Source organism: Sphingopyxis sp. QXT-31 (assembly GCF_001984035.1).
In the GTDB taxonomy this organism is placed as follows: Bacteria; Pseudomonadota; Alphaproteobacteria; order Sphingomonadales; family Sphingomonadaceae; genus Sphingopyxis.
Genome location: NZ_CP019449.1, coordinates 1,688,775 through 1,706,337, shown reverse-complemented (window position 1 = coordinate 1,706,337; position 17,563 = coordinate 1,688,775). Strand labels below are relative to the sequence as shown.

14 protein-coding genes are annotated in these 17,563 nt (G+C 67.1%); 11 read left to right on the top strand and 3 right to left on the bottom strand.

Translation table 11 applies throughout. The annotated features are described in order from the left end of the window. The first annotated feature begins 1 nt into the window (after position 1). The 6 genes from BWQ93_RS08285 (at position 2) to paoC (ending at position 5,606) form a co-directional block, all read left to right on the top strand. Positions 2 to 460 carry a DoxX family protein gene (locus tag BWQ93_RS08285; protein ID WP_077030125.1) on the top strand — a complete coding sequence of 153 codons (459 nt, stop codon included), beginning with the start codon at positions 2 to 4 and terminating at the stop codon, positions 458 to 460. Then, on the top strand, positions 457 to 978 hold the full coding sequence (locus tag BWQ93_RS08280) for a sigma-70 family RNA polymerase sigma factor (RefSeq protein ID WP_077030124.1): 522 nt from the start codon (positions 457 to 459) through the stop codon (positions 976 to 978). Before BWQ93_RS08285 ends, BWQ93_RS08280 begins: the two co-directional genes overlap by 4 nt. Before the next feature lies 1 nt (position 979). Beyond that, complete coding sequence (locus BWQ93_RS08275) at positions 980 to 1,627, top strand: DUF1109 domain-containing protein (protein ID WP_077030123.1); 648 nt, start codon at positions 980 to 982, stop codon at positions 1,625 to 1,627. A gap of 176 nt (positions 1,628 to 1,803) precedes the next feature. Further along, entirely contained in the window at positions 1,804 to 2,448 is a 645-nt protein-coding gene (paoA, locus tag BWQ93_RS08270; protein WP_077030122.1) for an aldehyde dehydrogenase iron-sulfur subunit PaoA, read from the top strand. Continuing rightward, on the top strand, positions 2,445 to 3,395 hold the full coding sequence (locus BWQ93_RS08265) for an FAD binding domain-containing protein (protein WP_077030121.1): 951 nt from the start codon (positions 2,445 to 2,447) through the stop codon (positions 3,393 to 3,395). Before paoA ends, BWQ93_RS08265 begins: the two co-directional genes overlap by 4 nt. A gap of 3 nt (positions 3,396 to 3,398) precedes the next feature. Beyond that, the gene (gene paoC / locus BWQ93_RS08260; protein WP_077030120.1) at positions 3,399 to 5,606 is read left to right on the top strand and encodes an aldehyde oxidoreductase molybdenum-binding subunit PaoC; all 2,208 of its coding nucleotides are present in this window, start codon (positions 3,399 to 3,401) and stop codon (positions 5,604 to 5,606) included. A gap of 25 nt (positions 5,607 to 5,631) precedes the next feature. Here the strand turns inward: paoC and BWQ93_RS21100 are convergent, their stop codons facing one another. Beyond that, the gene (locus tag BWQ93_RS21100; protein ID WP_077030119.1) at positions 5,632 to 6,207 is read right to left on the bottom strand and encodes a nucleotidyltransferase family protein; all 576 of its coding nucleotides are present in this window, start codon (positions 6,205 to 6,207) and stop codon (positions 5,632 to 5,634) included. 60 nt (positions 6,208 to 6,267) lie between these two features. Here BWQ93_RS21100 and BWQ93_RS08250 point away from each other — a divergent pair, with 60 nt between their 5' ends. After that, positions 6,268 to 7,287, top strand: coding sequence for an XdhC family protein (locus BWQ93_RS08250; protein WP_083720749.1), 1,020 nt, complete (start codon positions 6,268 to 6,270; stop codon positions 7,285 to 7,287). Here BWQ93_RS08250 and BWQ93_RS08245 read toward each other — a convergent pair. Next, positions 7,245 to 8,594, bottom strand: coding sequence for an alpha/beta hydrolase family protein (locus BWQ93_RS08245; protein ID WP_198040497.1), 1,350 nt, complete (start codon positions 8,592 to 8,594; stop codon positions 7,245 to 7,247). The two genes, BWQ93_RS08250 and BWQ93_RS08245, sit on opposite strands and share 43 nt — an antisense overlap. A gap of 219 nt (positions 8,595 to 8,813) precedes the next feature. Between BWQ93_RS08245 and BWQ93_RS08240 the strand changes: the two genes are divergently transcribed. Then, complete coding sequence (locus tag BWQ93_RS08240; RefSeq protein WP_077030117.1) at positions 8,814 to 9,431, top strand: response regulator; 618 nt, start codon at positions 8,814 to 8,816, stop codon at positions 9,429 to 9,431. Here the strand turns inward: BWQ93_RS08240 and BWQ93_RS08235 are convergent. Next, positions 9,417 to 11,678 carry a sensor histidine kinase gene (locus BWQ93_RS08235; protein ID WP_077030116.1) on the bottom strand — a complete coding sequence of 754 codons (2,262 nt, stop codon included), beginning with the start codon at positions 11,676 to 11,678 and terminating at the stop codon, positions 9,417 to 9,419. The genes BWQ93_RS08240 and BWQ93_RS08235 overlap by 15 nt on opposite strands. Positions 11,679 to 12,699: 1,021 nt before the next feature. Here BWQ93_RS08235 and BWQ93_RS08225 point away from each other — a divergent pair. The 3 genes from BWQ93_RS08225 to BWQ93_RS08215 are packed head-to-tail and all read left to right on the top strand — an operon-like array spanning position 12,700 to position 17,465. Continuing rightward, complete coding sequence (locus BWQ93_RS08225) at positions 12,700 to 15,129, top strand: TonB-dependent receptor (RefSeq protein WP_077030114.1); 2,430 nt, start codon at positions 12,700 to 12,702, stop codon at positions 15,127 to 15,129. Continuing rightward, positions 15,126 to 16,475, top strand: coding sequence for an MFS transporter (locus BWQ93_RS08220; protein WP_077030113.1), 1,350 nt, complete (start codon positions 15,126 to 15,128; stop codon positions 16,473 to 16,475). Before BWQ93_RS08225 ends, BWQ93_RS08220 begins: the two co-directional genes overlap by 4 nt. Before the next feature lie 36 nt (positions 16,476 to 16,511). After that, positions 16,512 to 17,465: a TauD/TfdA dioxygenase family protein gene (locus tag BWQ93_RS08215; protein ID WP_077030112.1), complete on the top strand. Its 954-nt coding sequence runs from the start codon at positions 16,512 to 16,514 to the stop codon at positions 17,463 to 17,465. The last annotated feature ends 98 nt before the right edge of the window (positions 17,466 to 17,563 follow it).

Below are 17,563 nucleotides of genomic sequence, written 5' to 3'. Positions count from 1 at the left end.
CATGAACCGGATTGTCGGATTCTACGATCGCGGCGTCACCATCGCCGCATCGCGCCTGAGCGAGGGTCTCGCGCTGTTCCTGCTCCGCGTCGCGCTCGCGGGCGTTTTCTGGCGCTCGGGCCAGACCAAGGTCGTCGAAGGCAGCTTCCTCCGGATCGACCCGTCGCAATATGACCTCTTCCGCAGCGAATTTTCGGGCTTGCCGCTCGATCCCGTCATCGCGGTGCCGCTGACGACCTTTGCTGAACATTTCTTCCCGCTGCTCCTCTTCTTCGGCCTCGCGACGCGCTTCTCGGCGGGGGCGTTGCTGGTGATGACGCTGGTCATCCAGATCTTCGTCTTTCCCGACGCCTGGTGGCCGGTGCACTCGCTGTGGACAGCGATGGCGGCGATCCTAATCGTGCGCGGCGGCGGGCTCTTTTCGCTCGATGCCCTGATCGCGCGAGTGCGCGCGAAATGAGCATCGACGAACCCTCGCTGGCGCGGCTGATGGCCGCGTCGCAGCGCGGGGATCGTGCCGCCTATCGCACATTGCTCGGCGACTGCCGCAAATGGCTCGAGCGTTATTTCGCGCGCCGCATCGCGCCGCACCAGATCGATGACCTGGTGCAGGAAACGCTCGTGTCGATGCACCGCAAGCTCGCGACCTGGGATTCGACCCGCGCCTTCCTGCCCTGGCTCGCGGCGATCGCGCGCTATCGCTGGATCGACGCGCTCCGCCGCCAGCGCGACGAGGCCGAACTCGGCGACAATGACGCGGCGGTCGGCGCCGAGGACGAGGCGGTGCACGCGCGGCTCAGCATCGAACATCTGATGGCGCTGCTGCCGCCGAAACAGGCGCAAGCGATCACGCTCGTCAAGATCGAGGGCACGTCGATCGCCGAGGCGTCGCGCATCTGCGGGCAGAGCGAGTCGCTGGTCAAAGTGAATATCCATCGCGGGCTCAAGAAGCTCGCCGAACTGATTGAAAGCGAATGACATGAAGGACGCATCGATCGACGATCTGATCGAGGGCCTCGCGGGCGAGCTCACCCCGGTGCGCCCCCGGCGGATCGCGCGCGGGTCCTTGTGGGTCGCGGCGGGATGGCTGGGGGGCGCTGGCATGCTGCTGTGGCTCTATGGCACGCGCCACGACCTTGCCCCCGGCGGCATGCCGCCGCTCTCGATGCTCGCTTTCTGGCTGATCGGAGCGACCGGCCTTGCCGCGACGTGGAGCGCGCTGCGCATGGGCCTGCCGGGTGTCGGGCGCGACTATAGCGGCTGGCGCTGGGCGGGGCTCGCCGCGCTGTCGCTGCCGCTCGCGGCGCTCGTCGTGGGCATCGGCGACAGCCACGCCGCGATGGAGGCGATGCGCCATGGCTATGGCCTGCGCTGCCTGCTTCAGGGCGCGCTTTCGGGCCTCGGCGTCGGCGCCGCTCTCTTCGCCTGGCTCAAGGCGGGCGCGCCGACCTCGCCCGCGCGCGCGGGCTGGGTCATCGGGCTCGCCGCCGGCGCGGCGGGGGCGACGATCGTCGCATTGCACTGCGCCGACGACGGACTGATCCACATCGCGCTGTGGCACGGCCTTGCGGTGATCCTGTCCGCAATCGCCGGCCGATTGTTCCTCACCCCACTGCTCCGCTGGTAGGAGGAAAATTGGCGCGCGCCGCTGTTCCCCCGCGCGCCGATATGGTAACCACCGTAATCGAATCCGGATTTTCTGGGCCGAAGCGGCAACCGATAATCACCGCGCGGCATTGACTGCCTGACTTTCCTGCGGGTGCGCGTACCCGTTGGCGACAGATTCAGAAATGGAGGAACGCGGTGCAGACTCCCGAAGAGTTCGAATTGTCGCGGCGTGGCGTGATCGGTGGCGCGGCGTCGGTGGCGACGGTGGCGCTTGTACCCACCGGGGCGGCGGTCGCAGCGGCGCCTGCGCCTGCGCCTGCGACGCCGCCGACCGCCAAGGTGGCGTTCAGCGTCAACGGCAAGGAGCATGAACTCGAACTCGATACCCGCGTGTCGCTGCTCGACGCGCTACGCGAAAATCTGAAGCTCACCGGGACGAAGAAGGGCTGTGACCATGGCCAATGCGGCGCCTGCACGGTGATCGTCGACGGACGGCGGATCAACAGCTGCCTGACGCTCGCGGTGATGCACGAGGGCGAGAGCATCACGACGATCGAAGGGCTCGGCACCCCCGACAAGATGCATGCGATGCAGGAGGCGTTCGTCGTCCATGACGGCTATCAATGCGGCTATTGCACGCCGGGCCAGATCTGTTCGGCGGTCGCGGTGCTGGACGAGATCAAGGCAGGCATCCCGAGCCATGTCTCCGCCGATCTGACCGCCAAACCGAAGGTGACGCCGGCCGAACTGCGCGAGCGGATGAGCGGCAATATCTGCCGCTGCGGCGCCTATTCGAACATCATCGACGCGATCGTCGATGTCGCAGGGGCGAAGGCATGAAGAGCTTCACCTATGAGCGCGTCGCGACGCCCGCCGCCGCCACCGCCGCCTTCGCCCGCGCGCCCGGTGCGCGCTTCATCGCCGGCGGCACCAATTTGCTCGATCTGATGAAGCTGGAGATCGAGACGCCGACGCATCTGATCGACGTCAGCCGCCTGTCGCTCGACAAGATCGAGAAGACCGGTGACGGCGGGCTGCGCATCGGCGCGATGGTGCGCAACACCGATCTCGCCAGCGACGCGCGGGTGCGCCGCGACTATGGCCTGCTGTCGCGCGCGCTCGTCGCGGGCGCTTCGGGCCAGCTGCGCAACAAGGCGACGACGGCGGGCAATCTGCTCCAGCGCACGCGCTGTCCCTATTTCTACGACACCAACCAGCCGTGCAACAAGCGCAAGCCCGGCAGCGGCTGCGCTGCGATCGGCGGCTTCAACCGGCTGCACGCGGTCGTCGGCGCCAGCGAAGCCTGCATCGCGACGCATCCCAGCGACATGGCGGTCGCGATGCGCGCGCTCGACGCGGTGGTCGAGACCGTCGATGCCGCGGGCAAGGCGCGCGCGATCCCGCTGTCCGGTTTCTATCGCGCGCCGGGCAGCACGCCGCATCTCGAAACAATACTCGCGCCGGGCGAGTTGATCACCGCGGTGACGCTGCCGAAACCGGTCGGCGGCACGCATATCTATCGCAAAGTGCGCGACCGGGCGTCCTACGCCTTCGCGCTGATCTCGGTCGGCGCGATCGTGCAGAAGGATGGGACAGGGCGCGTCGCGCTCGGCGGGGTCGGTTACCAGCCGTGGCGCGTCGAGGCGGCCGAGGCCGACCTTCCGCGCGGTGCGAAAGCGGTGGCCGCCGGGCTGCTCGCGGGCGCGAAGACCACGCATGAAAATGCGTACAAGCTGCCGCTGGTCGAGCGAACGCTCGCCGGGGTGCTGGCAGAGGCGAGGGGCTGAACCATGAAATTCGATACCCCCGCCACGACCAATCCGATCGACCAGCTCAAGGTCGTCGGCAAGCCCACCAACCGCATCGACGGGCCGCTCAAGACGACGGGCACCGCTCCCTATGCCTATGAGCGGCACGACGTCGCCGCGAACCAGGCCTATGGCTATGTCGTCGGCGCAGCGATCGCCAAGGGGCGGATCGCGTCGATGAACCTCAAGGACGCCGAGGCCGCGCCCGGGGTGCTCGCGATCGTCACCGCCGCGAACGCCGGCAAGCTCGGCAAGGGCGATTTCAACACCGCCAAATTGCTCGGCGGACCCGCGGTCGATCATTATCATCAGGCGATCGCGCTCGTCGTCGCCGAGACCTTTGAACAGGCGCGTGCCGCCGCGGCGCTGGTCCGCGTCGAATATGCGCGCGGCAAGGGCAATTTCGACCTGTCCAAATCCCTCGACGGCGCGATCAAGCCGGCCCCGGTGTTCGGGACCGAGGCCGATTCCGCGGTCGGCAATTTCGCGGGCGCCTTCGCCGGTGCGCCGGTGCAGGTCGATGCGCGCTACTTCACCCCCGACCACGCGCATGCGATGATGGAACCGCATGCGTCGATCGCGGCGTGGGAGGGCGACAAGCTCACCCTGTGGACCTCCAACCAGATGATCGCCTGGTCGGTTGGCGACATGGCGAAAACCTTGGGCATCCCCAAGGAAAATGTCCGGCTCGACTCGCCCTATGTCGGTGGGGGTTTCGGCGGCAAATTGTTCATCCGCGCCGACGCCGTGCTCGCCGCGCTCGGCGCCAGGGCGGTGAAACGCCCGGTCAAGGTCGCGCTGCCGCGCGCCTTCATGTTCAACAACACCCCGCACCGCCCCGCGACGATCCAGCGCATTCGCCTCGGCGCGACCGCCGAGGGCAAGATCACCGCGATCGGGCATGAAAGCTGGTCGGGCGACCTTCCCGGCGGCGGTCCCGAAACCGCAGTCGGACAGACGCGCCTGCTCTACGCTGGCGAAAACCGCATGACCGCGATGCGTCTCGCGGTGCTCGACCTGCCCGAGGGCAATGCGATGCGCGCGCCGGGCGAGGCACCGGGGTTGATGGCGCTCGAAATCGCGGTCGACGAGCTGGCCGAGAAGCTGAACATGGACCCGGTGGCGCTGCGCATCCTCAACGACACGCAGGTCGATCCCGAAAAGCCCGAGCGCCGCTTTTCGCAACGCCAGCTCAACGAATGCCTGCAGATCGGCGCCGACAAATTCGGCTGGGCCAAGCGCAGCGCGAAACCCGCGCAGATACGCGACGGGCGCTGGCTGGTCGGCATGGGGGTCGCCGCGGCTTTCCGCAACAATATCAACGGACCTTCCGCCGCGCGCGTGCGGCTGGACAGGTCGGGCGTGGTTACGGTCGAGACCGACATGACCGACATCGGCACCGGCACCTATACGATCATCGCGCAGACCGCCGCCGAAATGATGGGCCTGCCGCTCGACAAGGTGGTGGTGAAGCTCGGCGATTCGGCGTTTCCGGTGTCGGCGGGCTCGGGCGGGCAATGGGGTGCGAACAGCTCGACCGCGGGGGTCTACGCCGCCTGCGTCAAGCTGCGCGAAGCGGTAGCGCAGAAGCTGGGCATGAACCCCGCCGATGCCCAGTTCGCCGACGGCAAGGTGCGGTCGGGTGGACGCAGCGCGGCGCTCGGTGAAGCGGCGGCGACCGGCGAACTCGTCGCCGAAGACAAGATGGAATATGGCGACCTCGAAAAGACCTATCAGCAGTCGACCTTCGGCGCGCATTATGTCGAGGTCGGGGTCGATGCGATGACCGGCGAGATCCGCGTTCGCCGTATGCTGGCGGTCTGTGCGGCGGGGCGCATACTCAATCCCAAGGCGGCGCGCAGCCAGGTGATCGGCGCGATGACGATGGGCGCGGGCGCCGCTCTGATGGAGGAACTCGCGGTCGACAAGCGCTTCGGCTTCTTCGTCAACCACGACCTTGCCGGGTACGAGGTGCCCGTCCATGCCGACATCCCGCACCAAGAGGTGATCTTCCTCGACGAGACCGATCCGACGACGTCGCCGATGAAGGCCAAGGGCGTCGGCGAGCTCGGCATCTGCGGCGTCGCCGCGGCGGTCGCCAATGCGGTCTACAACGCGACGGGCGCGCGCGTGCGCAACTATCCGATCACGCTCGACAAGCTGCTCGGCGAATTGCCGGATATCGCATGACGCCAACCGGACGGGCCGCGTCGCGTCAGCCTTCAAGGTCCTCGGGCCGGTCGATATCGGCCAGCTCCCCGTCACCGGCCTCGACGAGCACCGCATCGGCGAGCAGTGTCCTGGCGCCGCGGTCGCCTCTCGCTTCCTGCAGGGCAGCGAACAGGGAGCGGGCGAACAGCGCCGGTGGCATGCGTGCTGCCCCGTCGGTCGATGCGACCGCGGGCGCGTCGGCCGCATCGAAACGCGCGAGCAGGCTGCGCAAATGGGCGACGCCGACGAAGGGCATGTCGGCAAGGCAGACCAATGCAGCGGCCTCGGTGCCGCGCGCCGCCTGGGCAATGCCGCGCGCCAGCGACTGCGATAATCCTGCTTCGGGGTCCGGATTGACGACGATCTCGAAATCGAGCGCGGAAAGCCGCCGCGCCAATGGCCCGTCGCCGTCGCGGCACACCGCGATCCGACGCCCGGGCGCCAATTCGACTACGCACCGCGCGGCATGCAGCGCCAGCGGCTCGCCGCCAAGCGGGGCCAGCAATTTGTCGTCGGCGCCAAAGCGCCGTGATCCGCCGGCCGCGAGCAGGATGGCGGCGATGTCGCGCGCATCGATCAAATCGGCTCCCTTCGTGACGGGCGCGCCCGGCGCCAGGATCCTACTCGCGGCAAAAGCCGCATGATAGCAACCACCCCCGCCGATATTTTGCGCTTTGCCCTGGCCCGGATCGAGGAAGGGATCGGGACGATCCTTGTAACCCTGACCGGAATCGAGGGCACCGCGCCGCGCGCGATCGGGGCGCAGATGGCCGTCGCTGCAGACGGCCGCTACCTTGGCTCCTTCTCGGGCGGTTGTATCGAGGCGGCAGTGGTGGCCGAGGCGATCGAGACGCTCGCGGAGGCGCGCGCGCGGCTGGTGCGTTTCGGCGCGGGATCGCCCTATCTCGACATCCGCCTGCCGTGCGGCAGCGGGATCGACCTGCTCTTCAACCCGCACCCCGACCGCCACGCGATCGCTGATGCGCTGGCGCGGCTCGACCGGCGTGAGGCGGCCGGCCTGCGGCTGTCGGCCGATGGCGTGGCTTCGGGCGCGCCGGTCGATGCCACGGGCTGGCAGAACGGCGATTTTTGCCTCCGCTATCATCCCGTGCTGCGGATCGTCGCTATGGGGCAGGGCGAGGAACTGACGGCGCTGGCGCGGCTGGCGCGTGCCTTCGGTGCGGCGGTGTCGGTCATTTCTCCCGACCGGGGCCTTCTGACGGATCTTGGCGCCGACGGCTTCGACACCACCCATCTGGCGACGCGCGCCGTCCCGCAATCCCTGACCGCCGACCCCTGGACGGCGATCCTGTCGGTGTTTCACGACCGCGACTGGGAGGAAGACCTCCTGCCCTACGCGCTCGGCCTCGACGCCTTCTATGTCGGTGCCATCGGCAGCCGCCGGACGCAAGCGATGCGGCTCGACGCGCTGCGCGCCGCGGGCGTCCCCGATCGCCTGTGCCAGCGGCTGCGGACGTCGGTTGGCCTTATCCCCGCCGCGCGCGACCCCGTGACACTCGCGCTGTCGGCGCTGGCGCAGATCGTGCAGGACTATGCCGCGATCGTCGGCGTGTCGAACCCTGCAACAGCCGAAATGCATGCCGACACGTCGGCATATCAGTCGCCGGCTCCGGCGCGGCGGATCGCCGCGTCGCCATAGGCGGCGTCGATCGAGCCGTGCTTGATGAAGTCGCGCATCATCGCGAAATAGCCCTCGGCGAAACGCGTCGAGACGCGGGTGCCGTCGGGCGCGGTCTCGAACAGGGTGATGCCATGCTCGGCCCCGGGATAGACGGCGAGGGTGAAGGGCTTGCCCGCGTCGATGAGCGTGCCGAGGCGGCGGCTCGTCTCCTTCGCCGGCGCCTGATAGTCGCGCCCACCGAGCACCCAGAGCTGCGCGGTCCTGTTCGCGGTCAGCGTCGCCATCGGGTCGTAGCGAAAGGGCGTGCCCCAGTCATATTTGGGGCCCTCGGCGCGCATCGCCGCTTCCTCGTGCGGCAGCAGCAGCCAGGTGATGTGGCCGTGGACGTCCTTGTACCAGCTCTCGCCGCGATATTTGGCGCGCACCGCGTCGAATTCGGCGTAGCCGCCCTTGAAATTGCTCGCGAAAATCTCGCCCGCCGCGCGCGCGATCTCCTGCGCCTTGGCGATGATCTCGGGCGGATAGCCCTTGTCGGTCAGCTCCATCTCCATCTGCTGGAGATCTTCGTCGAGGATGCTGACCGCGAGGCCGAAGCTGACGATCACGAAGTCGGCGGGCGCGCGGTTGGCTGCAAGCGGCGCGACCCAGCCGCCCTGGCTGGCGCCCTGATAGCCGACGCGCCCCGCGCGTGTCCCGGCGAGCTTGCGCGCGGTGGCCATCGCGGCGATCGCGTCGTCGGCAAGCAGGTCGAAATCCTGCGTATAGACCCCGCCCGAGGTGCCGGTGCCGCGCTTGTCGTAGACGAAGACGCCGATGCCGGCCGCGGGGAAGAGGCGCTGGAGGAAATTGAAGCGTAGCGCCGCGTCGCGCTCGGCGCCGTGGACGAGCACTACCACAGGTACCTTGCCCGTACCCTCGGGCATGACGAGCCGCCCCTTCAGCGTCACGCCGTCGCGTCCCGTGAAATCTGCCGTGGTTTCGTCGAACGCCAGCCGCTGCCCTTCCGACCCGGCAAATCGGATCTTGCCCGCGCCGCATGCACCGAGGTCGACGTCGATGCCGTCGGGGCGACCGGTCCAGCCGTAGAGGCTCTGCCAGCCGCCGTCCGGCCCCGGCTTCAGTTCGCCGACCGCGCCGTCGAAGCTGCGCCAGCGCAGCCGGTCGCCTTCGAGCGGGGCGATGTCGACGATCCGCCCGTCCGTCAGCTTGTAGCTGCCGACATGGCATTCGCTGCCCTCGGCGGCGTACGCCGCGCCCGATGCGGCGACGAGCGAGACGGCGGTGATGCAGGCGCGGAGCATGGAGGGGAGGCGGTCGTGCGGCATGGTCTGTGTCCGTAGCTCGGCCGGCAGGCTGCCGGCTCCTTGTGTATTAATATAGTAACACACGTGCGTGGTGGCAAGGCCGTTGACTTCGCCATCCGTTTGCCCATTGACGCAGCGTCGCTGCCCGGCGGTCGCCCCCGCATCGATCACCCAAGAATATTCGGGTTGCGGCGACGTGATCTTGTCGGGCATTCGCTGTCGGGGAACGGGGATGCTGTGATGACGGCCAAGCATAATATCCTGATCGTCGACGATCATGCGATCACCCGCAGCGGGATCAAGCTGCTCTTCACCGGGCTCGACCGCTATGCCGTCGTCGGCACCCTCGACCGCGGCGCGATGGTCAATGCCTTCGTCCAGTCGCAGCCGGTCGACCTCGTCATCCTCGACCTCAACCTGCCCGACGTGCGCGGGATCAACGTGCTCGCCGAGATTATCGGGTCGCGCGACATGACCGTGATCATCCTGACCGGCGAGACCGTCCCGGGCGAAATCGACTATGCGCTAAAGCTCGGCGCGCGCGCCGTGGTCAGCAAGGCCGACCCGCCCGACCAGATCGTCGCGGCGTGCGACGCGGCGCTGGCGGGCGACATCTTCGTATCGGCGCACATGCGCGAGGCGCTGGGCAAGTTTCAGCAGCCGCCGGTCGCGCTGTCATCGCGCCAGATGGCGATCCTCCACTATCTGGCGCAGGGCGAGAGCAACAAGGAAATCGCCTATCGGCTGGCGATCGCGCAGCCGACGGTGTCATTTCACATCGCCGAATTGCGCCGCAAGCTCGACGTCGCGAACAACCGCAAGATCGTCGAGCGCGCGCAGGAGCTAGGGCTGCTTTGACTCTGCGAGTGCCGGGTGCCGCAGCATTTCGCGGCACGGCGGCTTGATGATCGCCATCATGGCGATCTCGCCCAGGCGCCCGCGGGTGACGCTGCTGTCGTCATAGGTCAGCGCGGCAAGCCGTGCGTTGGTCCCGTCCGCGGCGGCGATGGCGGCGTCGAAGGCGGCGCGCTGGTCGAAATCGAGGATGCGCCATTGCGGTGCGCCCGCCTGCAGTTCCTCGACGGTGCACGGCGTGACGCCGGCGAAGGCCGCGGGCAGGGCGATTTCGACGACCGTCCCCGCGTCCGACGATGCGGTGATGGTCAGCGTGCCCGACAGCGTCTCGACCAGCCGCCTTGCCGCGCGAAAGCCCGATCCGGTGCCCTCGACCCCCTCGTCGGCGCGCAGCCGCGTCGCATGGCCCTCGTTCAGCGCGGCGACGATCTTGGGCTCCATGCCGCGGCCGGTGTCCGCGATGCCGATCACCGCCTTTTCGCCGCGCCGCTCGACCGTCACCCGCGCGCCGCCGCGCTCGGTATATTGATAGGCGTTGCCGAGCAGGTTCGCGAGCGCGCGCATCAGGAGCGGCTTGTCGGAGACGATCATGATCGCGCCCTCGACCTGCGTCGCGAGCGTCAGCGTCTTGCCCGCGAAGGGCGCCTTGAACATCATCTGCAGCGGTTCGACCAGCGCACGCGCGTCGAAGGCGCCGAGCGCGATGAAGTCGGCGTCGCTGCCCGCGATATTCGCGCCCGAGATGGTGGTCGAAACGATCTCGCCCAGGTAATTCGCCGAGCTTTGCAGCATCGCGGTGAGGTCGGCGTTCGCACCCCTGTCGTCGCCGCGCTTCAGCACGTCGATCGCGCTGTTGAGCGCGAGAATGACTTGGCGGCTGTCGTGGCCCGAGGCATGGAGCAGGGCGTTCTGGCTGTTCACCGTTTCGAGCGCGAAAGCCTTTTCCTCGGCAAGCCGCGCGGCGCGCTCGCTAATTTCGACGCGTTCGGCCATCGAACGCGCATAATTGCCGTCGGCCACCAGCTTGTCGTGCTGGATCTTCTTGAGGTTGAGGCCGAGCGCCAGCGTAACCATGATCGATTCGAACAGCCCGACGGGTCCCGCGAGATGCCAGTTGATCGGCAGCCAGGCGAACACCCCCATCGAAGCGATCGCCGAATAGAGGATGAAGAGCGCGAGGCTGCCCCAGCCGACGAACAGCGGCCACAGCTGGCGCCCGAGCTGCTGCATCGCTGCAAAGCCGACAAAGGGCAGGAACAGCGCGCCGCCGATCGCGACGAGCCAGCCGCCGATGTGCAGCGTGTGGCGCATCGCGGGCGGATAGAGCGACAGCGCGGGCTGGAGCGCCATGATCAGCAGCGCGGCGCCGATCAGCACGCGCAATGCGATGTCGCGCCGCGGAAAATGAGTGCGCGTGTCGATGAAGCTGCGCCCGAATTGCGCCATCGCGGCGGCGAACCCGCATTTGAAGACATCCTCGACCGCTACCCCGGTGAGCGGCTGGTCGGCGAGGAAGAATATGGTGATATAGCCTTCCGAATGGACGGTGTTCAGCGCGAAGAACGCCTGCGCCACCGCCAGCCAGACGAACTCGCGGTGCCCGGTGATCGAGAAGAAGAGGAAATTGAGCAGGATCAGCACGACCACGCCGAACACGACCCCCGACACCATCGCGATGTTCGACCGCCGCTCCTTGAAGAAGGTGCCGTAGCTGTTGATCTTGAGGGGGAGGTATGTCGAGTTTTCGGACAGGAAATCGATCAGCAGCAATTTCTCCTGCCCCGGATCGAGCACGAATTCGGTGCTGAACGCCTGGTAGGTCCGGAGATTCTCCTCGGCAGCGCCGGGGTTTGAGCCATCGACCAGCAGGTCGAGATCGCCGTTCGCGACTTCGTAGAGGCGGAAATAAGCGAGCGATCCGCGGCCAGTGGTGAATATCCAGCTGCCCTGACTGTCGCCGCCGTTGCGCACGCGTACTGCGACCACCGTCTTGCGCCCCGGCGGGCCGAAATGAATTGTCGATCCGGTGACGCGCTGGAGCGGCCCCGCGAGCAGATCGGCAGGGGCGGTCTTCAGCGGATCGGCACCGTCGATGATGTAGCGGACATAGGGCGCGAGCGCGGGGGCGTCCCGCCCCGATTTGAGTTCGACGACCGGGATATCAGCAGCGGCCGCGGGAGGCGCGAATGCGGCCAGCAACAGGGCCAGCAGGGCGAACCAGAATAGAACGAGCCGATGGTACTGCGACATCTAAGCAATCTGTCGCGTGACCGCCGGGCAATGTCAATTTTCATCTGGAAAATAAGGCCATAGGTCGGCGACCTTGGTCGCGGCGACGGACGGCCCCCTCTCCGCCGCCGCCGCTGCCCCGTCGCGCGGGGTCTCGTTGCGCGACCGGGATGCGTGCTGCTGGCGCACGCCGCGTCGCCGCGCCACCCCAATAAACATTGGGTAGACGCGCCGCCCGCGCGCGAAATATCAGGCCGAAACAACGCCGAGCGGGTGGGGGCGCGCTGGTGTTGCGCTGCGCCGGGGACGGCGCCTGCATAGCCTCCCGAACCGCTTTCCGATCTAGCGACCCGATCTGTTCCGGTTCTGGTGGTTAGAGGCCGGCACGATCCCCGGGGTTGCGCCGGCCTCGTCACCTGACGCAGGCGGCGATGGCCATAGGCTCAACTCGCCTTGCGAAAGATTTTCTTCATCGCAGAAACGCCGGGCCACGGTTGACGAATCAAATATCAATCTTTTAAGTTGAGTTTGTCATTCGGAACGGTCGGACCGGGTGGCAGGCTCTCCCGCCTTTTCTCGACCCGCGGCTTTTGATCGGGAAGCAGCTTGCTCCGCGTTACCAACGGCTAAAGCGCGTGATGCTCGGGCGACAGCGCCAGGCATTGCGTTCCCCCTGTAGGGGTATTGCGATGCGCATGTGTAACAGCAGCGTCTAGACCATAGCCGGACCCGCGCGCGGGATAGCGGACGACCGCTTCCCCTCCGCGCGGCGGCACTCTCTTTTCATCCTGGCCGCGCCTCCCTTTCGCGAGGGCGCAATGCGGCTTTGCGTCCGGTGCCTGCGCGCCGGCGGCAGGTGAACCATGCCCATATTGACCCAGTCCGACCTGTCGGATCTGGCCCGCTATCCCGCGTCCCTGCGCAGCGCCGCCCGAGCGCTGTGGGGCCGCGAGCCGGCGGCAGCCCGGTCCGGCGCGGCGCCCCGCGCCACCATCCATCACATCAAAAAAGGGGCTGCGCTGCGGCCCGGGGAAATATCATAATGTCGAAATTCTCTCCCGATCATCGTTTGAAGCTTTTGCTCGGCGCGGCGCTGCTGGTTCCGGCAGCGCCCGCCTGGGCTACGGAAGCGGTTGCCGTCGATGCGGCCGCCACCGCGGAGGCTGCCTCCGCGGCAGAGGCCGCCGGCGACGGCTATGACGGCTCCGAAATCATCGTGTCGGCGCGTCGCCGCGACGAAAGCGCGCAGGACGTGCCGATCGCGCTGTCGGTGGTCGGGGCCGAAACGCTGGAGGCGACTGGCAATTATACGCTGACCCAGATTCAGCAAATCGTGCCAAGCCTGCAGGTATTCAGCTTCAACCCGCGCAACACCAACATCAACATCCGCGGGCTCGGCAGCAATGTCGCGCTGACCAACGACGGGCTGGAGAATGGCGTCGGTTTCTATATCGACAATGTCTATTACGGCCGCGTCGGGCAGACGCAGTTCGACCTGGTCGATCTGCAGCAGATCGAGGTGCTGCGCGGACCGCAGGGGACCTTGTTCGGCAAGAACACCACGTCGGGCGCGATCAACATCACCTCGCACAAACCAAGCTTCGACCCCGAATTTTCGGGCGAGGCGAGCGTCGGCGACTATGGCTATTACCAGTTGCGCGGATCGGCCTCGGCGGGGCTCGTCGACGATCTGATCGCGGTGCGGATGAGCGGTGCGGTCACTGAGCGGCGCGGTTTCCTCTACAATGTGACGCAGAACGAGCGCGCGCAGGATTATTCGAACTGGAGCGTGCGCGGGCAATTGCTCTTCACACCGTCTGCCGATCTGGAGTTTCGCATCATCGGGGATTTCTCGCGCCAGAAGCAGAACCACGTCCTCAACATCTTCGCCGACTATTTCGGCACCTATGCCAATGGCGCGGTCATCCCGAACAATTTTGCCCAGCGCGCCGCGCGCTTTCCCACTTACTCGTTCCCGACGATCGATCCCTTCGCGCGGCGCGGGGAGGCCGACGGTCATTATCAGTCGAACATGGACGGTTATGGCGTGTCGGGGCAGATCGACTGGACCCTCGGCGGCGCCAAGCTGACCTCGATCACCGCCTATCGCTGGTGGGACTGGAACCCCGCGAACGACGGCGATTCGACAGCCTTGCCGATCGTGACCAAGGCGCAGCAGGCGAACCGCCAGCGCCAGTTCACCCAGGAAATCCGCCTCGCGTCGGACAGTGGCGGGCCGGTCGATTATGTCGTTGGCGCCTATTATTTCTGGCAGGTGATCCGCGGTTACGGCAAGAGCGCCTATGGCCCGGCCGCGGCGCTGTGGAATCGGCCGCCGGCCTCGCCGATCCCGCTCGCGGCGTGGCAGGCCGCGCTCGACGGGTTCGAGGCCAATTCGACATCGGACCCGCGCACCAGAAGCTATGCCTTGTTCGGGCAGCTCGACTGGAAATTCGCCGACCGGCTGACGCTCACCGCGGGGCTGCGCTACACGCATGAGAAGAAGAGCGGGTCGTTCAACCAGGTCCACGTCGCGGGCATCGACCTGTCGACCCTGACGCCCGCGCTCGCGGCGCAGGCTGCGGCGGTGCGCGCGCAGTTCAACCCGGTGACCAGCTATTCGACGCGCTTCAGCGACGACAGCCTGTCGGGGCTCGCGACGCTCTCATGGCAGTTCAGCGACGACGCGCTCGCCTATGCAACCTATTCGCGGGGCAACAAGTCGGGGGGGCTCAACCTCACCAACCTGCCCGCGGGGATTCTGCCCGATGTGGCGCCGGAAAAGGTCGACAGCTATGAACTCGGCATCAAGTCGCAGTGGCTGGACCGGCGGGTCACGCTGAATGTCGCGGGCTTTTGGACCGAGATCAGCGACTATCAGACCGCGATCACCGAGCAGATCGCGAGTACGGTGAACGTCCGCCAATATATCGCGAACATCCCCGGCGTACGCTCGCGCGGCGTCGAGGGCGATCTGAGCTTCGCGCCGAGCGAGCGGGCAAGCTTCTATGCCTCGGTCGCCTATGCCGACACGACCTACAGCGATTATCCCAATGCGCCGCAGGCGCCCGAACGGCAGGTTCCGGGCACGGTCGCGGTGCAGGACCTGACCGGCGAGCAGCTGCCGGGTGTGCCGAAATTCACCTATACGCTCGGCGGCGACGTGTCGGCACCGCTCGGCGCGCTCGGCGGGCGCGACCTGTCGGTCTATGCCCATGGCGACTATTCGCACCGCTCGTCGTTCAATACCTCGTCGAGCAACAGCATTTACGCCGACGTTCCCGCCTATGGTCTCGCCAATGCGCGCATTGGCATTAAGACCGACGATGGCCTGTTCGATCTGTCGATCTGGGCGCGAAACCTGCTCGACAAGGATTATTTCCAGACGCTGTCACCCGCCGTGACGGGTATTGTCACCGCGTTGATCGGCGAGCCGCGGACGCTTGGCGTCACGCTGAGGACCAAGCTGTGAGCGCGGCGCCCGCCACTTCGGGCCAGCTGATCCGCTTTTCGGCGGTCGCCGTCCCGCTCGCCGCCGCGGGGCTGCCGCTCGGCGTTTACCTGCCCGCCATCTATGCGCGCGATTATGGCCTGTCGCTGACCGTCATCGGCGTGATCTTCCTGCTCGGGCGGCTGTGGGACGCGATCGCCGACCCGCTTATGGGATCGCTCAGCGACGCGACGCGCAGCCGCCACGGCCGGCGCAAGCCGTGGATTGCGGCGGGCGGGGTGATCTTCGCCGTCGCCGCGATCTTCCTCTTTTTCCCGCCCTTCGGAGTGACGCCGCTGTCGCTTGGGGTGGTGCTCTTTTTCCTCTATCTCGGCTGGACCGCGGTGCAGATCCCGTTCCAGGCGTGGTCGGGCGAGGTGTCGGGCGACTATCACGAGCGCACGCGCATCGCGACCTATCAGCAAGTTGTGGCCGCGGCGGCGCTGCTGCTCACTCTGGTACTGCCGACCATCGCCGACCAGCTGCGCCCCGGCGACGGGCGGCTGCAACTGACGCTGATGGGCGGGCTGGTGCTGGTGACGATCGTGCCCGCGCTGGTCCTGACGCTGACCGCGCTCAAGGAACCGCCGCTGCCGCTGCTCCCCGCGAGCAAGCCGAGCCTGCGTGAAGTCTTCCGTGCGATCGCCGGCGAGCCGCTGCTGCTCCGCGTCCTTGCTTCCGATTTCGCGGTGACGCTGGCGCAGACCATTCGCGGCTCATTGATCGTCTTTTTCGTGACCTTCTACATGGGCCGCCCCGAATGGGCCGGCGGGCTTTTCCTCTTCCAGTTCGTCTTCGGTGTCTTCGCCGGGCCGATCTGGCTCAAGATCGGGCGCCGCTATGGCAAGCATCGCACCGCGGTCGCGGGCGAGCTGGTGCAGGTCGCGATCAACCTGTCGCTGTTGCTCGTCACCCCCGACACCTTCGGGCTACTCCTCGCGCTGACGCTGGCGCAGGGCTTGGCGCAGGGATCGGGAAATCTCATGCTCCGAGCGATCGTCGCCGACGTCGCCGACAAGCACCGCCTCGACAGCGGCGAGGACCGCACCGGGCTCTATTATTCGGTGTTCAGCCTCGCCGGAAAGACCGCCACCGCAGTCGCGGTCGGGATCGCGCTGCCGCTTGTCGCCTGGCTCGGTTTCGACCCGAAGGGCGTCAACAGCCCCGAGGCGCTGAAAGGGCTCCTCCTCGTCTTCGGGCTTGGCCCCGCCATCGCCCACGCCTTGTCCGCCGCCCTCATCGCGCGCTTCCCGCTCGACGAGGCGGCGCACGCCGAAATTCGCCGACAGCTCGATCCGGGACCGCCCGATTACGCCTTCGCCGAATAACCCCCGCCGCCAACCATAACCCCAAAGGAGACTGACATGACCGACCTTCACAACAGCTATGCCAATGCCCGCGACAGGAATATCCCGCTCGACATCACCCCGGTCACCGGCACGATCGGCGCGATCGTCCATGGCATCGAATTGTCGGGCGACCTGCCGGCACCGGTGGTGCAGGCGATCGAGGCCGCGCTGGTGCGGCACAAGGTGCTCTTCTTCCGCGATCAGCAGCATCTGACCGACAAGGAGCATGAGGATTTCGCCGCGCTGCTCGGCGATCCGGTTGCGCACCCGACGGTGCCCGTCGCGGAAGGATCGCGCTACCTGCTCGAGCTCGACAGCCGCGAAGGCTATGCGGCGTCGAGCTGGCACACCGACGTGACCTTCGTCGACGCCTATCCCAAGGCGTCGATCCTGCGCGCGATCACCATTCCCGAAGCGGGCGGCGATACGCAATGGGCGAATGGCGAGACCGCCTATGAGGGCCTGCCCGAGGTGCTGCGCCAGCTCGTGAACAATCTCTGGGCGACGCACACCAACCTCTACGATTACGCCTCGATCCTGCAGTCCGCGCCCGACGCCGAAAGCGCGGCCAGGCGGATCAAGGAGCACCGCAATGTCTTCGCCTCGACGGTGTACGAGACCGAGCATCCGGTTGTCCGCGTCCATCCGGTCAGCGGCCAGCGCAGTCTGCTCCTCGGCCATTTCGTCAAGCAGTTCGTCGGGCTGAACCAGGTCGACAGCGCGCGGCTGTTCCAGACGCTGCAGGAGCATATCACCAAGCCCGAAAATGTCGTGCGCTGGCGCTGGAAGGAAGGCGACGTCGCGATCTGGGACAATCAGGCGACGCAGCACCGCGCGACCGCCGACTTCGGTCTCCAGCGCCGGACGCTGCGCCGCGCGACGATCCACGGCGAGGCGCCCGTCGCGATCGACGGCCGCCGCAGCAAGACCGTGCGGCAGGAAAAGGCGGTTCAGTACGAACCCGCCTGACCTGCGCACCTGACCAGCCCCGGACCGGCCTCCGACCTCCCTTCCTCTGACTGCGCCGGTCCCGACTGCGGCGCGCCCGGGTTCCATTCGCCCGCGGC